This is a genomic window from Bacillota bacterium (genome assembly GCA_023511835.1).
GTDB lineage: Bacteria > Bacillota > Sulfobacillia > JAIMAT01 > JAIMAT01 > JAIMAT01.
In genome coordinates, this window is sequence record JAIMAT010000043.1 from 1 (window position 1) to 17,252 (window position 17,252).

The window sequence follows — 17,252 nt, forward strand, 5'->3', positions numbered from 1 at the left end:
AGAGCCCCGGCTTCTACCAGAAGGAAGCGCCGCCCGGGCGCCCCGCCTGGGTGCGGACGGCCACCCTCGGCGCGCGCCGGGCGATCCGCTACGTCGTCTGCGACGACCTGCCCACGCTTCTCTGGCTGGGCAGTCAGGCGGTGATCGAGTTCCACCCCTGGAACGCGCCCCTGGAGCACCCCGACCGGCCCGACTGGGCCGTGATCGACCTCGACCCGCAGCCACCCCTGGGCCTCGGCGAGGCGCTGGAGCTGGCCCTCGACCTGCGCCCGCTCCTGGAGGCGCTGGGCCTGCCCGCCTTCCCCAAGCTCTCCGGCGGCCGCGGCCTCCACCTCTACCTCCCGCTGGAGCCGCGCTACGACGAGCGGCAGGTGCAGCGCTTCGTCCGCTCGCTGGGCGAGCTGGCGCTCCGCCGCTGGCCCGGCCGGGTGACGCTGGAGCGGGCGGTGGCGCGGCGCGGCCCGCGGGTCTACGTCGACTTCCTGCAGAACGGTCCCGGGCGCACCATGGCGGCCGTCTTCTCGCCCCGCCCCCGTCCCGGCGCGCCCGTCTCCTTCCCCCTCGACTGGCAGGAAGTCGCGCGCCTGGCGGCGGAGATCCCCCCGGAGGGCGCGGGCTACACGCTCGTCACCGTCCCCGCCCTGCTGGAGCGGGGCGGCGGCCGGGCCTGGACGGGCTTCTGGTCCGCGCGCAGCCGGCTTCCCGTCGCGCCGGAGGTCTGAGGGGGAGCCGGGGAGGAGGGTCCCCGTGTCGTCGTCGCCGCCGCTCAGCCCCCGGGAGAGGGAGGAGATCCTCGCCCGCATCGACCACACCTACCTCCGCCCGGAGGGCGGCCCCGCCGAGATCGACCGCCTCTGCGACGAGGCCGTCGCCCACCGGCTGGGCGCCGTCTGCGTCCAGCCGCTCTGGGTGGCCCGCGCGGCGGCCCGCCTCCGCGGAACAGGTGTGCGCGCGGTCTCCGTGGTCGGCTTCCCGCACGGCGCCGAGACCGCCCAGGTGAAGGCCCTCGAGGCCCGCCGCGCGGTCGCCGACGGTGCCGACGAGCTGGACATGGTGATCGCCTACGGCGCGCTCCGCGCCGGCCTGGACCGCCTGGTGGAGGAGGAGATCCGCGCGGTGGTGGCCGCCGGCGTCCCCGTCAAGTGCATCCTGGAGACAGGGGCGCTGGACGAAGCGGCCATGGACCGCGGCTGCGACCTGGCCGAGCGCGCCGGCGCCCGCTACGTCAAGACCTCCACCGGCTTCGGCCCGGGCGGCGCCAGCGTGGCGGTGGTCCGCCGCCTGCGGGCGCGCGTCGGCGACCGCCTGGGCATCAAGGCCGCCGGCGGCATCCGGAGCCTCGCCGACCTGCTGGCGCTCGGCGAGGCCGGCGCCGACCGCTTCGGCACCAGCCACGGCGCCGCCATCGCCCGCGAGCTGGAGGCGCTGCCCGGCTGAGCCTCGCGGCCTCCGGAGGGCCGCCCCCCTGCGCGCACCGTGCTGGCGCGACGGGCGCCGACATAGAAGTCGCGCGGGGGGCGGGGAGGCATGCTCAACCTCGTCTGGCTGGGGCTCATCCTCTCCGGAGTGGTGGTGGCGGCGCTGCGAGGCCAGGTGGACGCGGTCACCGATGTGGCCATCCGCTCCGCCTCGGCGGCCGTGGAGACGGCCGTCGCCCTGGCGGGCGTGATGATCCTCTGGCTCGGCCTCTCCCGCATCGCCGAGCGTGCCGGCCTCATCGAGGCGCTGGGCCGGGTGATGCGGCCGCTCGTCGGGCCGCTCTTCCCCGGCGTCCCGCCGGACCACCCCGCCATGGGCGCCATGATGATGAACCTGGGCGCCAACCTCCTCGGCCTCGGCTCGGCCGCCACCCCCTTCGGGCTCCGCGCCATGAAGGAGCTGCAGGCGCTCAACCCGGAGAAGAGCCGGGCCAGCGACGCCATGATCACCTTCCTGGTGCTGAACACGGGCGGCTTCTCGCTCGTCCCCGCCATGATGATCGGCCTCCGCGCCCAGGCCGGTTCGCGCCACCCGGCGGAGATCGTGGGCGCCACCCTGGTGGTCTCGCTGGCCGCCACCCTGGCCGGCCTGAGCGCCGACGCCGCCTTCCGCTCCAGGGAGCGGAGGAAGTCACCCCGCCGGCCATGAACCCGCTGGACCTGCTGGCGCGCTGGACGGTTCCCTTCCTGCTCGCCTTCATCCCGCTCTACGGCTACCTGCGCGGCGTCGACGTCTACGGCGCCTTCATCGACGGGGGGCGGGAGGGGCTGAGCCTGGCCATCCGCATCCTGCCCTACATCGTCTCCATCTTCGTGGCCATCGGCCTCTTCCGCGCCTCCGGCGCCCTGGAGCTGGCCACCCACTACCTGCGGCCGCTCCTGGGGCCGCTGGGCATCCCGCCGGAGATCTTGCCGCTGATGATCATCCGGCCGCTGTCGGGCAACGGGGCGCTGGCGCTGACCACCGAGCTCCTCCACCGCTGGGGGCCCGACTCCTACGTCGGGCGCCTGGCGTCGGTGATCACCGGCAGCACGGACACCACCTTCTACATTCTCAGCCTCTATTTCGGCTCGGTGGGCGTCACCCGCAGCCGCCACGCGCTGGCGGCAGGCCTGATCGCGGACGGGGTGGGCTTCCTCGCGGCGGCGCTGGTGGTCCGCTGGCTCTTCGGGAGCTGAGGGCGCTCCGGCTGATCGGAGGCCGGCGGCGCACGCGGGCCCGGCCGGCCTCTTGCGCATGCTAGAATGCCCCTGACTTGGCATGCCCTGGCCGGAGCGGGGATGCGGCCGGGGGAGAGCGAGGTGGGAGAGTGAGCTGGAGCGAGAGGCTCCGCGAGCTGGGGATTGAGCTTCCTCCCGTGCCCAAGCCCGTCGCCGCCTACGTGCCGGCGGTGCGCTCGGGCGCCTGGGTCTGGACCAGCGGCCAGCTCCCCTCCGTCCAGGGGGAGCTGCGCTACCGCGGCAAGGTGGGGGGCGAGCGGACGCCCGAGGAGGGCTACGAGGCGGCGCGCCTGGCGGCGCTCAACGCCTTGGCCGCCGCCGCCGAGGCGGCCGGCGGGCTCGACCGTATCCGCCGCGTGCTCCGGCTGACCGTCTACGTCCAGAGCGCGCCGGGTTTCCACGAGCAGCCCAAGGTGGCCAACGGCGCCTCCGAGCTGCTCGGTCAGATCTTCGGGGAGGCGGGCGCGCACGCGCGCAGCGCCGTGGGCACCGCCGAGCTGCCCCTCGACGCGTCGGTCGAAGTCGAGCTGCTGGTGGAGGTCGCGGATTAGCCCTTGGCCCTGGAGCGCTTGCAGAAGGTGCTCTCGCGCGCCTCGGTCGCCTCCCGGCGCAAGGCCGAACGGCTGATCGCCCAGGGCCGCGTCACCGTCAACGGCCAGGTGGCTGCCGTCGGCCAGATGGTCGACCCGGAGCGCGACGAGATCTGCGTCGACGGGCGCCTCCTCGGGCGCGTTCGCTTCTACTATTACGCCTTCCACAAGCCGGAGGGCGTCGTCACCACGCTCCACGACCCCCAGGGGCGTCCCTGCCTGGGCGACCTGCTGCGCGGCCTGCCCGCGCGGCTCTACCCCGTGGGTCGCCTGGACTACGACTCCAGCGGCCTCCTCATCCTCACCAACGACGGCGCCTTGGCCCACCGCCTGATGCACCCGCGCTTCGGCGTCAGGAAGCGCTACCACGCGGAGGTGGAAGGGCTCCCCTCACCCGGGGCGCTGGCGCGCCTCCGCGACGGCGTCCTCCTCTCCGACGGCCCCGCGCGCGCCGAGGCCGTCCGCCTGCTGGAGCGCCGCGGCGACCGCGCGCTGGTCGGGGTGGAGGTGAGCGAGGGCCGCAAGCGGGAGGTCCGCCGCATGCTGGCCGCCGTCGGCCATCCGGTGCGGCGGCTGGTGCGCGTCGCCGAGGGGCCCGTCGAGCTCGGCGATCTGCCCCCGGGGGGATGGCGGCCCCTGACCCGGCGCGAGCTGCGAGAGCTCGGCCTGCCCGAGCGCCAGGAGGAGGAAGCCCATGAACGACGGTAACCCGCAGAGGCTGCGCACCCTGGACGACGTCCGCGCGCTGGCGCCGCGCCCGGACCGGCTCTTCTCGGCCGAGCACGCCGAGATCCTCTCCGGCGCCACCTCCGACGTCTACTTCGTCAAGACGCAGATGATCCTCGAATCGCTGGGGCGCGCGGAGACGCCCGTAGCCGCCGAGATCTTCGCCAACCGCGCCGGCGTCCTGGCCGGCGTGGAGGAGGCGCTCAACCTGCTGCGCCGGGTGCCGGGCCTCTCCGTCGAGGCGCTCCCGGAGGGCGAGACGGTGGAGGCCAAGGAGGTGGTGATGCGCATCCGCGGCGCCTACAGCGCCTTCGGCATCTACGAGACCGCGCTCCTCGGCATCCTCGCCTCCTCCAGCGGCTGGGCGACGGCCGCCCGCCGCATCAAGGAGGCGGCCGGCGGGAAGCCGGTCATCTGCTTCGGCGCGCGCCACGTCCACCCCGCCGTCGCCCCGGTGATGGAGCGGGCCGCGCTGGTGGGGGGCGCCGACGGCGTCAGCTGCATCCTCGCCGCGCGCCAGGCCGGCCGGCAGCCCATGGGCACCATCCCGCACGCCGCCATCCTCATCGCCGGCGACACGCTCCGCGTGGCCGAGGCCTACGACCGCCTCATGCCGCCCGGCGAGTCGCGCACCATCCTGGTCGACACCTTCCACGACGAGGCCGAGGAGACGCTCCGCATCGCCCGCGCCCTGGGCGAGCGCCTGCAGGCGGTCCGCCTGGACACGCCGTCCGAGCGCGGCAGCGTCACGCCCGACCTGGTCCGCGAGCTGCGCGCCCGCCTCGACCAGGAAGGGTTCCGCCACGTGGGCATCTTCGTCTCCGGCGGCCTCAACGAGGAGCGCGTCCGCTCCCTGGCCGAGGCCGGCGCCGACGGCTTCGGCGTCGGCAGCTACATCGCGGCCGCGCCGCCGCTGGACATGACCATGGACGTCAAGGAAGTGGAGGGGCGCCCGGTGGCCAAGCGCGGCCGCATCCCGGGCGTGACGCCCAACCCGCGCCTGGTGCGCCGCCTCTGATCCCGCTACCGCGGGGCCGCGCGGCCGCGGCCGCGCCCCGGCGGGCTAAGGCGGAGGGCCGGCCCTCACCCTTCCGGGCTACGGCCTGGAGCGATTTTTCATCCGGCTCCGCGATGACGCGGGCTCCAGGCTGGATTAGACTCCACTTAGCATCGAATCCGCGCCCGTCGTGCGGGCGAGAAAGTGAAGGGATTCACATGCACGCCGTGGTCTGCATCAAGCAGGTGCCCGACACCACCGAGGTCCGCATCGATCCCGTGACGGGGACGCTCGACCGCCGGGGCGTGCCCAACATCGTCAACCCGGAGGACCTCCACGCCCTGGAGGCGGCGCTGGAGTTCCGCGACCGCTTCGGCGGCCGCGTGACGGTGCTGACCATGGGCCCCAACTTCGCCGCCTCGGCGTTGCGCGAGTGCCTGGCGCTGGGGGCCGACGAGGGCATTCTCCTGACCGACCGGCGCTTCGCCGCCGCCGACACCTTCGCCACCACCTACGCGCTCTGGACGGCGATCCAGAAGATCGAGCGCGAGCGCGGCCCCGTGGACGTGGTGCTGACCGGCCGTTACGCCCTGGACGGCGACACCGGCCAGGTGGGGCCGGGCTTGGCCCGGCGCCTGAAGGTGCCGCTCCTCAGCTACGTCACCGCCGTGGAGTCGGTCGACTTCCAGGCGCGGCGCATCGTGGTGCGCCGCCACGTGGAGGGTGCCACCGTCACCCTGGAGTCCCGGCTGCCGGCGGTGCTCACCTGTTCGGCCGACCTGAACCGGGTGCGCTACGCGCCGCTGCCGGCGCTGCTGGCCGCCCAGGAGGCCGAGGTGACCACCTGGACGGTGGACGACGTGGGCGCCGACCCGGAGCAGTGCGGCCTGAAGGGCTCGCCCACCATCGTCTCCAAGAGCTTCGTACCGGAGCCGCGCGCCGGTAGCTGCCGGTTCTTCGAGGGCGAGCCGGAGACGGCGGCCGCCGCCCTGGTGGACTTCCTCATCGAGCAGGAGAAGATCCCGGGCTTCGAGCTCGCCGGCGCGAAGGAGGCCTGAGGCGATGCCCAAGAACGTCAACCTCGACGAGTGGCGGGGGATCTGGGTCTACGCCGAGCAGCGGCGCGGCGAGGTGAGCCCGGTCACCTGGGAGTTGGTAGGCGCGGCCCGCCGCCTGGCCGACGCCGTCGACACCTATGTGGCCGTCGTCCTCATCGGCGACGGCGTGGGCCGCTACGCCGAGCAGGCCTTCGCCTTCGGAGCGGACAAGGCCTTCGTCGCCGAGCACCCGGAGCTGGCCGAGTTCCGCACCGAGGTCTACGGGCGCCTGGTGGTCGACCTGGTCCTGGAGAGGAAGCCGGAGATCTTCCTCCTCCCGGCCACCACCCAGGGGCGCGACCTGGCCAGCACGGTGGCCACCGACCTGGCCTGCGGCCTGACCGCCGACACCACCCAGCTGGAGATGGACGTGGAGAAGCGGATGCTCCTGGCCACGCGCCCCACCTTCGGCGGGCAGCAGCTGGCCACCATCACCAGCGCGCGCTGGCGGCCGCAGATGGCCACCGTCCGCCCCAAGGTGATGCCGCGGCCCGAGCCGGTACCCGGCCGGACCGGCGAGGTGATCCGCCTGGAGGTGGGCGACGTCGGCGCGGACGCGCCCACGCGCGTGCTCCGGGTGGTGGAGGAGAGCAACGAGAGCCGCATCCTCGACGAGGCCGACGTCATCGTGGCCGCGGGCCGGGGCATCGGCTCCAAGGCCAACCTCTACCTGGTGGAGGAGCTGGCCGAGGCGCTGGGCGGCCAGGTGGCCGGCTCGCGCCCGGTCTGCGACGCGGGCTGGCTGCCCAAGGCGCGCCAGATCGGCCAGACGGGCATCACCGTGCGGCCCAAGCTCTATGTGGCGGTGGGCATCTCCGGCGCCATCCAGCATGTGGTGGGCATGATGCAGTCCGGCACCATCGTCGCCATCAACGCCGATCCCAAGGCGCCCATCTTCCAGGTGGCGCACGTGGGCATCGTGGGCGACCTCTTCAAGGTGGTCCCCGCCCTCACGCAGGCCGTGCGCCAGCGCGGGCGCCGGGCGGTACTCGAGACGGTGGGAGGGTAAGCCATGGCGATTCGCTTCGATGCCGTGATCGTGGGCGGGGGGCCGGCGGGGCTGTCGGCCGCCTGGGTGCTGGCCCAGGCCGGCGTCAAGGTGGCGGTGGTGGAGCGCGGCGACTATGCCGGCGCCAAGAACATGTTCGGCGGCGTCATCTACCATGAGCCGACGGAGTGGGTGATCCCGGGCTTCGCGGCCGAGGCGCCGCTGGAGCGGAAGATCGGCCACCATGAGTACTGGTTCCTGGACGAGCGCTCGGCGCTCAAGGTGGCCTACGAGGATGCGGGCTGGCGCGAGGCGCCCAACGCCTGGTCGGTGCTGCGCGCCAAGTTCGACGCCTGGTTCGCGGGCAAGGTGGAGAAGGCGGGCGCGCGGGTGATCACCCAGACCACCGTCGTCGACGTGCTCCGCCACGGCCGCGCCATCCGCGGCGTCGTCACCTCCCGCCCCGACGGCGAGATCGAGGCGCCGGTGGTCCTCATCGCCCAGGGTGTCAACGCCCTGTTGGTGCAGAAGGCCGGCCTGGGACGGGACTGGCAGGCCGACGAGGTGGTGCTGGGCGTCAAGGAAGTGATCCAGCTCCCCAAGGGGGTCATCGAAGAGCGCTTCGGCCTGACGGAGAACGAGGGGACGGCGGTGGAGATGATGGGCGGGCTGGCCACGGGCGGCTCCATGGGCTCCGCCTTCCTCTACACCAACGCCGATTCCATCTCCATCGGGACCGCCGTCCTCCTCTCCGACCTGCGGGCGCGGCGGGAGAACCCCAACCACCTCCTGGAGAAGGTGAAGGCGCACCCGTCGGTGGCCCCGCTCCTGAAGGGCGGCGAGCTGCGCGAGTACAGCGCGCACCTCATCCCCGAGGGCGGCTACCGCGCCATGCCCAGGCTCTACGGCGACGGCGTGCTGGTGGCCGGCGACTCGGCGGCCATGGTCAACGCGGTCACCATGGAGGGGACCGACCTGGCCATGGTCTCCGGCAAGCTGGCCGGCCAGACCATCCTGGAGGCTCTGGAGAAGGGCGACTTCTCCGAGAAGACGCTCTCCCGCTACCGCGACCGGCTGGAGGACTCCTTCGTCCTTCGCGACCTGAAGCAGTTCAGCCGCGTCGGCACCTTCTTCTCGCGGAACGAGCAGTACTTCGACTTCTACCCGCGGCTGGCCAACCGCGTGGCGCGGCAGCTCTTCACGGTCGACCTGAGGCCGAAGGCCGAACACGTGCGCGGGCTTCTGGACCAGATCCGCGGCGAGCGCTCGCTCTGGCGGGTCGGGCTGGACCTGGTCCGCGCTTGGAGGGCTCTGGCATGACCCAGCAAGAGCTTCTGGCGACCCGTTCGGACATCGAGGCGAAGCTCTACCGGACCCGCTTCCGGGCGGACGACCAGCCGCACCTGATCATCAAGGACCAGGAGGTCTGCCGCCACTGCGCCGAGAAGCCGTGCCTGGTCTTCTGCCCGGCGGCGGTATACGAGTGGGACGAGGAACGGAAGATGACCCTGGTCGCCTTCGAGGGCTGCCTGGAGTGCGGCGCCTGCCGCATGGGCTGCCCCTACCGCAATATCGAGTGGCTCTACCCGCGCGGCGGCTTCGGGGTCCAGTTCCGCCTGGGCTGAACGCCTTGCCGGCCGTGCACCGGCCGGCAAGGCAGCGCGGAGGGGCCGGGGAGGGTGGAGCGTGCCCCTGGTGACCAGCGCCGAACTCCTGCGGGCGGCCGAGGCCGGCGGCTACGCGGTGGGCGCCTTCAACTGCAACAACCTGGAGATCCTCCAGGCCATCCTGGCGGCGGCGGAGGCGGAGCGCTCGCCGGTCATCGTCCAGACCAGCCAGGGCGCTCTCCAGTACGCGGGCCTCCGCCTGCTCGCCGCCATGATCCGCACGGCGGCCGAGGAAGCGACCGTCCCCGTGGCGCTCCACCTGGACCACGGGACCGACTTCGCCATCGCCGTCGCCTGCCTGCGGGCCGGCTACACCAGCCTGATGTTCGACGGCTCCAAGCTCCCCTACGCGGAGAACGCGGCCGCCACGCGCCGCATCGTGGAGATGGCCCACGCGGTGGGCGTCTCCGTGGAGGGCGAGCTGGGCACCATCGCCGGCACGGAGGACATGGTCTCGGTGAGCGAGCAGGAGGCGCTCTACACCGATCCCGCCCAGGCCGAGTCCTTCGCCCGGGAGACCGGCGTCGACGCCCTGGCGGTGGCCGTGGGCACCGCCCACGGCGTCTACCGCCGCGAGCCGCACCTGGACTTCCGGCGCCTGGAGGCCATCCGCCGGCGCGTCCCCGTGCCGCTGGTCCTGCACGGCTCCTCGGGCGTCCCCGACGATCAGATCCGCGAGGCCGTCCGCCACGGCGTCCGCAAGATCAACATCGACACCGAGCTCCGCCAGGCCTTCAGCGCCACCCTGCGCAGCTGGCTGCCCGGACATCCGGACGAGATCGACCCGCGAAAGATCCTGGCGCCCGCACGCCAGGCGATGCAGGCCAAGGTGCAGGAGAAGATGCGCCTCTTCGGCTCCTCCGGGCGGGCCTGAGGCGTCCCGGGCGCCCCGCGGCCCGCGCTCCCGCCAGAGAGGCGGGCGGGATGGAGCGCCCGGGCGTCGCATAGGCTGTCGGGGGCGATGCCATGCGTGCCGCACGCGGACTCCCCGGCCGGGGCGCCGTCCTTCGCCTGGTCCTGGTGGCCCTCGCCCTGGCCGCGGCGGTGCAGAGCGTCCGCTACGACGCCCAGGCCAACCTCTGGGCTCTCTTCAATCAGGGGCTGGACGCCGGCGTCTGGCCGGCCGTGGCAGCTCCCGCGGAGCCGGCGCTGGCGCCGCCCGCGGGCGGCGCCCCGGGCGGCTCGCGGGTCTGGATGGAGCTGCTCCTTCTGGACGCGCCGCGGGCGCCGGAGCTCACGGTCTGGGCGGGCGGACGGCGACTGGGCGCCTTCCTCCAGCCGACGCTGCTCCTGGAGCCGCCGGCCGGTGCGGCGCTGGAGCTGCGCCTGGCCGCCCGCGCCGCCCGCTCCCTGCGGGTGGTGGTCACGCGCACCTCGCCCGGCCTGCTCCGCCCGGCCACAGGGACGACGGTCCGGCTCCGCCCCGGCGAGAGCCTTCGCCTGGACGTGGTTGTCGGCGAATGGCCGCGGTGATAGACTGCGTGAGGACTGCGCGCGGGCGGCGGCTCCGGGCCCGCAAGGCCTCACCGGTGGCAGGTGGAGTGGACGGGTGTCCTCCCGGGAGAGAGGAAAAGCGGAGGAGAAGGCGAAGCACCCCTCGAGCCGAGAGGGGCGTTTTTCTTTTGCACCGGCCTCCGCCGGGAGTGCGGGCTCCCCGGCGCGCCGGCAGCCCCGTCGCCGGCCGGTGATCGCCATCGACGGTCCGGCCGGGGCCGGGAAGAGCACGGTGGCCCGCTCCGTCGCCGCGGCGCTCGGCTACACGTACATTGACACCGGTGCCATGTACCGGGCGGTGGCTCTGGCCACGCTGGAGGCGGGGATCGCCCCCGGCGACGGCGAGGCGGTGGGCCGGGTGGCCGGCCGGGTGGACGTCCGGCCCCGCGGCGGGCGGCTGCGGCTCCTCCTCGACGGCCGGGACGTCACCGGCCGCCTGCGCTCGCCCGAGGTGGAGGCGGTGGTCTCCACCGTCGCCGCCCACGCCCAGGTACGGCGCGTGCTGGTGGCGCTCCAGCGGCGGCTGGCCGCCGCGGGCGGCGTCGTGCTGGACGGGCGGGATACGGGGACGCACGTGGTCCCGGACGCGGACTGCAAGGTCTTCCTCACCGCCTCGGTGGAGGAGCGGGCGCGGCGGCGCCTGCGCCAGCTCGAGCGGGAAGGCTACCGGATGAACCTGGGGGAGGTGGCGGAGGAGATCCGGAGACGGGACGCGATGGACAGTGGCCGGGAGGTGGCGCCGTTGCGGCCGGCGCCGGACGCGCTGGTGCTTGACACGACGGGGATGACGGTCAACGGCGTGGTTCAGCTGATTTTGGACCGCTGTCGTCAGCTGGGCGCGCAACGGCGCGATCGCTGAGCCGGGGCGGAAGGCCCATGCGTGGCGACGCGGCCCCCGGGAATTCTGGCGATCAGGGGCATCGCCCCCGGCCGGAGCGGCTCAAGGCGACGGCCGGGTGGGTATCCGAGGAGGTTTAACGCGACGATGGCGTCGGATGGGTTCGAGTTTTCTCAACAGGAGATGGAGGAGGGGTCGCGCGAGGTGAGCGCGGCCGTGGAAACCTCGCTGCCGGGGGCGGGGAGCCCCGAGGCGGCGGCGCCGGGCGAGGGCGTGACCTCGGCCGCGGAGGGGAGCGGAGCCGAGGCCGCTTCCGGCGAGGCGGAGGCGACCGCCTCCCAGGAGGAGGTCGAGCGGGCGGAGCTGGAGTACGCGGGGGCGCCGCTCCGGCCGGGCGAGGTCCGGGAGGCGGTGGTCGAGCGGGTCAGCGACGACGGGCTCTGGGTCGACGTTCATGCCAAATCCTCCGGCTTCATCCCTCTCAACGAGATCTGGCTGCCCGGCGGCGCCTCGCTGCAGGAGAGCTTCCACGAAGGTGACAAGATCCTCGCCTACGTGCTCAACGTGGACGAGAGCAACCCCATCCTCTCGCAGAAGCGCGCACGGGCCCGCCAGGCCTGGCGCCGCCTGCAGGAGGAGTACGAGAACGGCACCGTCATCGAGGCCAAGGTGACGGAGCAGGTGAAAGGCGGTCTGGTGCTGGACGTGGGCGTGCGCGCCTTCATGCCCGCCTCCCACGTCGAGCGCGGCTTCGTCAACGACCTCTCGCCCTACGTCGGGCAGACGCTGCGCGCCAAGGTGATCGAGCTGGACCGGGGCAAGAACCGGGTGATCCTATCGCGCAAGGTGGTGCTGGAGGAGGAGTACCAGCGCGCGCGCGAGGAGGTCTGGTCGAAGCTGGAGGAGGGGCAGGTCGTCCACGGGGTGGTCAAGGGGCTGACCGACTTCGGCGCCTTCATCGACCTGGGCGGAGTGGACGGCCTGCTGCACGTCTCCGAGATGGGCTGGGGCCGCGTCAAGCACCCCTCGGACGTGCTCTCGGTGGGCGACGAGCTGGACGTCAAGGTGCTGCGCCTGGACCGGGAGCGCGAGCGCATCTCGCTGGGCCTGAAGGAGCTCCTGCCCGACCCGTGGGAGAACGTGGAGCTGCGCTATCCCATCGGGAGCGTGGTGGACGGCACCGTGATGCGCATCGCTTCCTTCGGCGCCTTCGTCGAGCTGGAGCCGGGCGTGGAGGGGCTGGTCCACATCTCCCAGCTGGCCGACCACCACGTCGACGACCCCCGCGAGGTGGTGAGCGAGGGCGAGCAGGTGAAGGTGAAGGTGCTCAAGGTCCAGCCCGAGGAGCGGCGCATCAGCCTCAGCATCCGCGAGGCGCTCTACCCCGACGACTGGGAGCGGCCGGCGCCCGCCCGGCGGGAGCGGGGCGAGCGCCGCGAGCGGGGCGAGCGGGGACGCCAGCGCGGCGAGGCGCACGGCGACTTCGCCAGCGGGGGCCGCGGCGTCACCATCGGCGACATGTTCGGCGACCTGCTGGCGAGGACCAAGCACGACCTGGAGGACGAGGAGCGCCGAAACGGGCAGGGCGGCGGCGAGTAGCGCCGGGCCGCCCGGCGGCCGAGGCGAGGGAGGGGGACCGGGCGACCGGTCCCCCTTCGCCGCATAGCGGCGGCGGCGCGGGCGGAGGCTAGGAGCCGTGACGGCCATGGGCAGCCTCGGTCCCCTGCTTCCTCCGGTGGTGGCGGGCTGGCTCTTCGGCGTGGCGACGCGGCTCCTGATGATGGTCGTCGACTACCGCGCCTACCCCAGCTACCCTGCCGGCTACACGGTCCACCTGGGATTGGGCCTCATCGCGGCGCTCATCGGCGCCGTGGCCATCCCGGCGCTGGCCGACAAGCAGTTCACCGCGGTCACCTTCCTGCTCCTGGTGGCCACCGAGTTCCGCCAGGTGCGCGACATGGAGCGGAAGACGCTGGAGGAAGTGGACCGGACGGAGCTGATCCCGCGCGGCCCCGCCTACGCCGAGGGGATCGCGCGCACCTTCGAGGCGCGCTACTTCCTGGTCATCGGGGTGGCGGGCCTGGTCTCCACCGTCACCCTGCTGGCCGGCGTCGGCTGGGGGGTGGCGGCGGGCGCGCTGGCGCTGGCCGGCAGCCTCCTGCTCCGCCAGGGGCGCTGCGTCGGCGACTACTGCGAGGTGCGCGAGAGCCGCATCACCTGGGACGAGCTGGGCGGGCTCTATGTGGCCGGCATCTACATGATGAGCGTCGGCCTGCGCGAGGTGCGCGAGAAGATCGACCGCTGGGGGGTGGGCATCGAGGTGGTGCCGCGGGGGCCGGCGGCGCGCGTCATCCTGAGCGACCCCGGCCAGCGCCAGGCCATTCTGCACGACGTCAGCCACCTCTTCGGCTACCGCTTCGAGGTGGCCGAACCGGAGTTCGTCCCCATGGCCAGGAAAAATCTGGAGACCGGCGTGCTGGGCATCTACCTGACCCCCATGGAGCGCGACCTGCCGGCCATCCTCCAGGCCGTGCGCAAGGTGCCCGTGCTGGAGCGGAGCCGCGGCGGGCGGCGCCGGCAGCTGCCGGCGGGTGAGCGGGCGTGAACACCGGAGGCGGCGACGTCCGCATCCAGGAGGCCATCGTCGCCGTGGTGGCGCTCCGCCGGGAGGCGGTGGCGGGGGGCGCGGCGCCGGTCTTCTACGTGGAGAGCGAGGAAGAACAACAGAGGGTGGCCTTTCTCCTGACGCGCATCCTCAACGCCTTCGCCCACGACCTGGGGAACGGCACGCTCATCCTCGTCAAGCACTAAGGCCGGGAGGGCGCGCCGGACCCGCCCCGGCAGGCCTGCCGGAGCCAGCCGGAGGCGCCGCGGCCGGTATAATCGGGGGGCGGCGAGGTGAGGCCATGCCCGTGGTAGCCCTGGTGGGACGTCCCAACGTCGGCAAGTCGACGCTCTTCAACCGCATCCTCGGCCGGCGCCAGGCCATCGTGGAGGGCCGGCCCGGCGTGACGCGCGACCGCATCGCCGGCGAGGCGGAATGGCGCGGGCGCCGCTTCACCCTGCTGGACACGGGCGGGCTGGAGGGCGCGGCGGAGGAGGGCGACATGGCGGCGGCGGTCCACCGCATGGCGCTCGCCGCCGTCCGCGAAGCCGACCTGCTGGTGCTGCTGGTCGACGGCCGGCAGGGGCGGACGCCCGCCGACGAGGAGGCGGCCTCGCTCCTCCGGCGGAGCGGGAAGCCCGTCCTCGTGGCGGTCAACAAGCTCGACCCCGGCCTGCCGGAGGAGCTGGTGGCCGACTTCTACCGCCTGGGGCTGGGCGAGCCGCTGGCCGTCTCGGCCGAGCACGGGCGCGGCGTCGGCCAGCTGCTGGACCGCATGCTGGAGGAGCTGGAACGCACCGGCCGGCCGGCCGAGCCGCCGGCGGAGGCGGGAACGCAGGAGGAAGGCGAGGCCGGCGAGGCGGCCGCGGCCGAGCGCCCGGTGCGCGTGGCGGTGGTGGGGAGGCCCAACGTGGGCAAGTCCTCGCTCATCAACCGCATCCTGCGCAGCCCCCGCCTCCTGGTGACGCCGCTGGCCGGCACCACCCGCGACGCCGTCGACGTCCCCTGGCGGGCCGGCGACCGCGCCTTCGTCTTCGTCGACACGGCCGGCCTGCGCCGCCCGAGCCGCGTCCGCGAGCCGCTGGAGTTCTACAGCACCCTGCGCACCGTACGCGCGCTGGAGCGCGCGGACGTGGCCTGCCTGGTATTGGACGCCACGCAGGGCGTGAGCGAGCAGGACGTCAAGATCGCCGACCTGATCGAGGAGCGGGGGCGCGCCTGCGTCATCGCGGTCAACAAGTGGGATCTCATCGAGAAGGAGACCGGCACCGCCGAGGCCTTCGTCCGCCAGGTGCGGGAGCGCCTCCACTTCCTCCACTTCGCCCCGGTGGTCACCGTCTCGGCCGAGACGGGACAGCGCCTCGACCGCCTGCCGGCCCTCTTCGCGCGGGCCGCCGACCACCACCGGGCGCGCCTCTCCACCTCGCTCCTCAACCGCGTCGTGGCCGACGCCGTCCAGCTCCACCATCCCCCCTCGGGAGGCGGGCGGCCGACGCGCATCTACTACGTCACCCAGACCGGCAGCGAGCCGCCGCTTTTGACGGGCTTCAGCAACGCGCCGGGCGAGATCGACCGGGCCTACGAGCGCTACCTGGAGAGCCGCCTGCGCGAGGCGGTCGACCTCGAGGGCACCCCCGTCCGCTGGCGCTGGCGCGAGCGGCCCCGCCGCGGCGCGCGCCCCGCGGCCGGCCCCGGGGAGCCGGCGCGCCGCCCGGGCGGTCCCCGAAGCCGGCGCTGAGCCCCTTCCGCTCTCCTCCCCCTCGGGGCCCCCTCACGGCATGTTCCCGGCTTGGGCGCATATAGGTGGAGCATCGGAGAGGGCGTGGGCCGCGTACGCGACGACGCGGAGGCGCCGGTTCCGGCGGTTCGCCACCCGGCGTGCCTGGTCCCAGAGAAGAGGGGGAGGTCGCGTGGAGGAGTTCGACATCTTCCAGGATATCGCCCAGCGGACCGGGGGAGACTTGTACGTCGGCGTGGTCGGCCCCGTGCGGACCGGGAAGTCCACCCTGATCAAGCGCTTCCTCGAGCTGCTGGTGCTGCCCCACATCCCCGACGAGTACGAGCGCCAGCGCACCGTCGACGAGATGCCGCAGAGCGGCGCCGGCCGGACGATCATGACCGCCGAGCCCAAGTTCATCCCCGGCGAGGCGGTGGAGATCGCGGTTGGCGACCGGCTGCGCGCGCGGGTCCGCTTCATCGACTGCGTCGGCTATCCGGTGGACGGCGCCATCGGCTACATGGAAGAGGACGGCCCCCGCCTCGTCTCGACCCCCTGGTTCGGCGAGCCCATCCCCTTCGAGCAGGCGGCGGAGGAAGGGACGCGCCGGGTGATCGCCGAGCACTCCACCATCGGCCTGGTGGTCACCACCGACGGCAGCATCACCGACATCCCGCGCGCCAGCTACGAGGAGGCGGAGCGCCGCACCGTCAGCGAGCTGAAGGACCTGGGCAAGCCCTTCCTGGTCATCCTCAACTCGGTCCACCCCGAGGCGCCCGCCACCGAGGAGCTGGCCAGCCGGCTCGAACAGGAGTACGGGGCGACCGTCCTGCCCGTCGACGCCCTCCACCTCGACCGCGACGCCCTGGACTGGATCCTGGAGGAGCTGCTCTACGAGTTCCCCGTCCACGACCTGGAGATCCGCACGCCGGAGTGGGTGCGCGAACTGGAACCCTCGCACTGGCTCCGCCTCCGCCTCGACCAGGCGGTCCAGGAGGCCCGCAGCCGCGTCCTCCGCCTGCGCGACGTCGACCAGGCGGTGGCCGAACTGACCGCCCTGGAAGAGGTGAGCGAGGCGCGCATCGAGCGCATGGAGCCCGGCACCGGCAACGTGACCGTCGCCCTGGAGGCGCCCGAGAGCCTCTTCTACCGGGTGCTGGAGGAGATCGCCGGCGTCAGCGTCAGCGACAAGCCGGCGCTGATGCGCCTGATGCGCGAGCTGGTGGACGCCCGCCACCAGTTCGCCAAGCTCTCCGCCGGCTGGCGCGAGGCGCAGGACGTGGGCTACGGCATCGTCGCCCCCACCTCCGAAGACATGGAGTTCGAGGAGCCGCAGCTGGTCAAGCGCGGCGCCCAGTTCGGCGTCCGCCTGCGCGCCAAGGCGCCCGCATACCACGTCATCCGCGCCGACGTCTTCGCCGAGTACACCCCCATCCTGGGCACCGAGCAGCAGTCCGAGGAGCTGGTCGGCTACCTCAACGAGAAGTTCGCCGACGACCCTTCGAAGATCTGGGACTCGGAGATCTTCGGCAAGTCGCTCCACGAGCTGCTCGAGGAAGGCGTCCAGGCCAAGCTCGACCGCATCCCCGAGAGCGCCCAACGCAAACTGCGCGAGACGCTGGAGCGGATCACCAACGAGGGCAGCGGCGGCCTCATCTGCATCATCTTCTGAGACCCGCACGGCGCCTTGCGCCGCGGTCCGCCCGGGCTTAGAATCCAGGGGTGCGGGCGGCCATCCGGCCGCAGCGGCTTGCGTCGGGCCGTGGCGCAGCTTGGTAGCGCGCTTGAATGGGGTTCAAGAGGTCGCCGGTTCAAATCCGGCCGGCCCGACCAG

At 73.4% G+C, this 17,252-nt stretch carries 19 protein-coding genes and 1 tRNA gene; all 20 read left to right on the top strand.

Annotated features, from left to right (window positions below; all coding sequences use genetic code 11):
• A partial coding sequence (locus tag K6U79_07435; protein MCL6522187.1) for a DNA polymerase occupies positions 1-722 on the top strand: 722 nt, incomplete at its 5' end.
• 67 nt (positions 723-789) lie between these two features.
• Positions 790-1,437, top strand: a complete 648-nt coding sequence (gene deoC, locus K6U79_07440; protein MCL6522188.1) for a deoxyribose-phosphate aldolase — start codon at positions 790-792, stop codon at positions 1,435-1,437.
• Between the two features lie 90 nt (positions 1,438-1,527).
• Complete coding sequence (locus K6U79_07445; GenBank protein ID MCL6522189.1) at positions 1,528-2,127, top strand: spore maturation protein; 600 nt, start codon at positions 1,528-1,530, stop codon at positions 2,125-2,127.
• Complete coding sequence (locus tag K6U79_07450; protein ID MCL6522190.1) at positions 2,124-2,657, top strand: spore maturation protein; 534 nt, start codon at positions 2,124-2,126, stop codon at positions 2,655-2,657. The genes K6U79_07445 and K6U79_07450 overlap by 4 nt, the downstream gene beginning before the upstream one ends.
• A 131-nt stretch (positions 2,658-2,788) precedes the next feature.
• On the top strand, positions 2,789-3,250 hold the full coding sequence (locus K6U79_07455) for a RidA family protein (protein ID MCL6522191.1): 462 nt from the start codon (positions 2,789-2,791) through the stop codon (positions 3,248-3,250).
• A 3-nt stretch (positions 3,251-3,253) separates the two neighbouring features.
• On the top strand, positions 3,254-3,997 hold the full coding sequence (locus K6U79_07460) for an rRNA pseudouridine synthase (protein MCL6522192.1): 744 nt from the start codon (positions 3,254-3,256) through the stop codon (positions 3,995-3,997).
• Positions 3,984-5,033 (top strand): nicotinate phosphoribosyltransferase, encoded by a 1,050-nt coding sequence (locus K6U79_07465; protein ID MCL6522193.1) that lies wholly within the window; start codon positions 3,984-3,986, stop codon positions 5,031-5,033. Before K6U79_07460 ends, K6U79_07465 begins: the two co-directional genes overlap by 14 nt.
• A 197-nt stretch (positions 5,034-5,230) precedes the next feature.
• On the top strand, positions 5,231-6,070 hold the full coding sequence (locus tag K6U79_07470; GenBank protein ID MCL6522194.1) for an electron transfer flavoprotein subunit beta/FixA family protein: 840 nt from the start codon (positions 5,231-5,233) through the stop codon (positions 6,068-6,070).
• A 4-nt stretch (positions 6,071-6,074) separates the two neighbouring features.
• Positions 6,075-7,118 carry an electron transfer flavoprotein subunit alpha/FixB family protein gene (locus tag K6U79_07475; GenBank protein ID MCL6522195.1) on the top strand — a complete coding sequence of 348 codons (1,044 nt, stop codon included), beginning with the start codon at positions 6,075-6,077 and terminating at the stop codon, positions 7,116-7,118.
• 3 nt (positions 7,119-7,121) lie between these two features.
• Positions 7,122-8,417 (top strand): FAD-dependent oxidoreductase, encoded by a 1,296-nt coding sequence (locus K6U79_07480; protein MCL6522196.1) that lies wholly within the window; start codon positions 7,122-7,124, stop codon positions 8,415-8,417.
• The gene (locus K6U79_07485) at positions 8,414-8,722 is read left to right on the top strand and encodes a 4Fe-4S dicluster domain-containing protein (GenBank protein ID MCL6522197.1); all 309 of its coding nucleotides are present in this window, start codon (positions 8,414-8,416) and stop codon (positions 8,720-8,722) included. The genes K6U79_07480 and K6U79_07485 overlap by 4 nt, the downstream gene beginning before the upstream one ends.
• A 61-nt stretch (positions 8,723-8,783) precedes the next feature.
• A complete protein-coding gene (locus K6U79_07490) occupies positions 8,784-9,638 on the top strand; it encodes a class II fructose-1,6-bisphosphate aldolase (protein MCL6522198.1) in 855 nt (284 codons plus the stop codon).
• Positions 9,639-9,730: 92 nt separating this feature from the next.
• Complete coding sequence (locus K6U79_07495; protein ID MCL6522199.1) at positions 9,731-10,237, top strand: hypothetical protein; 507 nt, start codon at positions 9,731-9,733, stop codon at positions 10,235-10,237.
• 211 nt (positions 10,238-10,448) lie between these two features.
• Entirely contained in the window at positions 10,449-11,117 is a 669-nt protein-coding gene (gene cmk, locus K6U79_07500; protein MCL6522200.1) for a (d)CMP kinase, read from the top strand.
• Between the two features lie 126 nt (positions 11,118-11,243).
• Positions 11,244-12,695 (top strand): 30S ribosomal protein S1, encoded by a 1,452-nt coding sequence (gene rpsA / locus K6U79_07505; protein MCL6522201.1) that lies wholly within the window; start codon positions 11,244-11,246, stop codon positions 12,693-12,695.
• A 97-nt stretch (positions 12,696-12,792) separates the two neighbouring features.
• Positions 12,793-13,701, top strand: a complete 909-nt coding sequence (locus K6U79_07510) for a YIEGIA family protein (GenBank protein ID MCL6522202.1) — start codon at positions 12,793-12,795, stop codon at positions 13,699-13,701.
• A gap of 23 nt (positions 13,702-13,724) precedes the next feature.
• A complete protein-coding gene (locus K6U79_07515) occupies positions 13,725-13,907 on the top strand; it encodes a hypothetical protein (GenBank protein ID MCL6522203.1) in 183 nt (60 codons plus the stop codon).
• A gap of 95 nt (positions 13,908-14,002) precedes the next feature.
• Positions 14,003-15,439 (top strand): ribosome biogenesis GTPase Der, encoded by a 1,437-nt coding sequence (gene der / locus K6U79_07520; GenBank protein MCL6522204.1) that lies wholly within the window; start codon positions 14,003-14,005, stop codon positions 15,437-15,439.
• Between the two features lie 172 nt (positions 15,440-15,611).
• Positions 15,612-17,090 (top strand): stage IV sporulation protein A, encoded by a 1,479-nt coding sequence (gene spoIVA, locus K6U79_07525; GenBank protein ID MCL6522205.1) that lies wholly within the window; start codon positions 15,612-15,614, stop codon positions 17,088-17,090.
• A gap of 84 nt (positions 17,091-17,174) precedes the next feature.
• Positions 17,175-17,251 (top strand) — tRNA-Pro (locus tag K6U79_07530).
• Position 17,252: the final 1 nt, after the last annotated feature.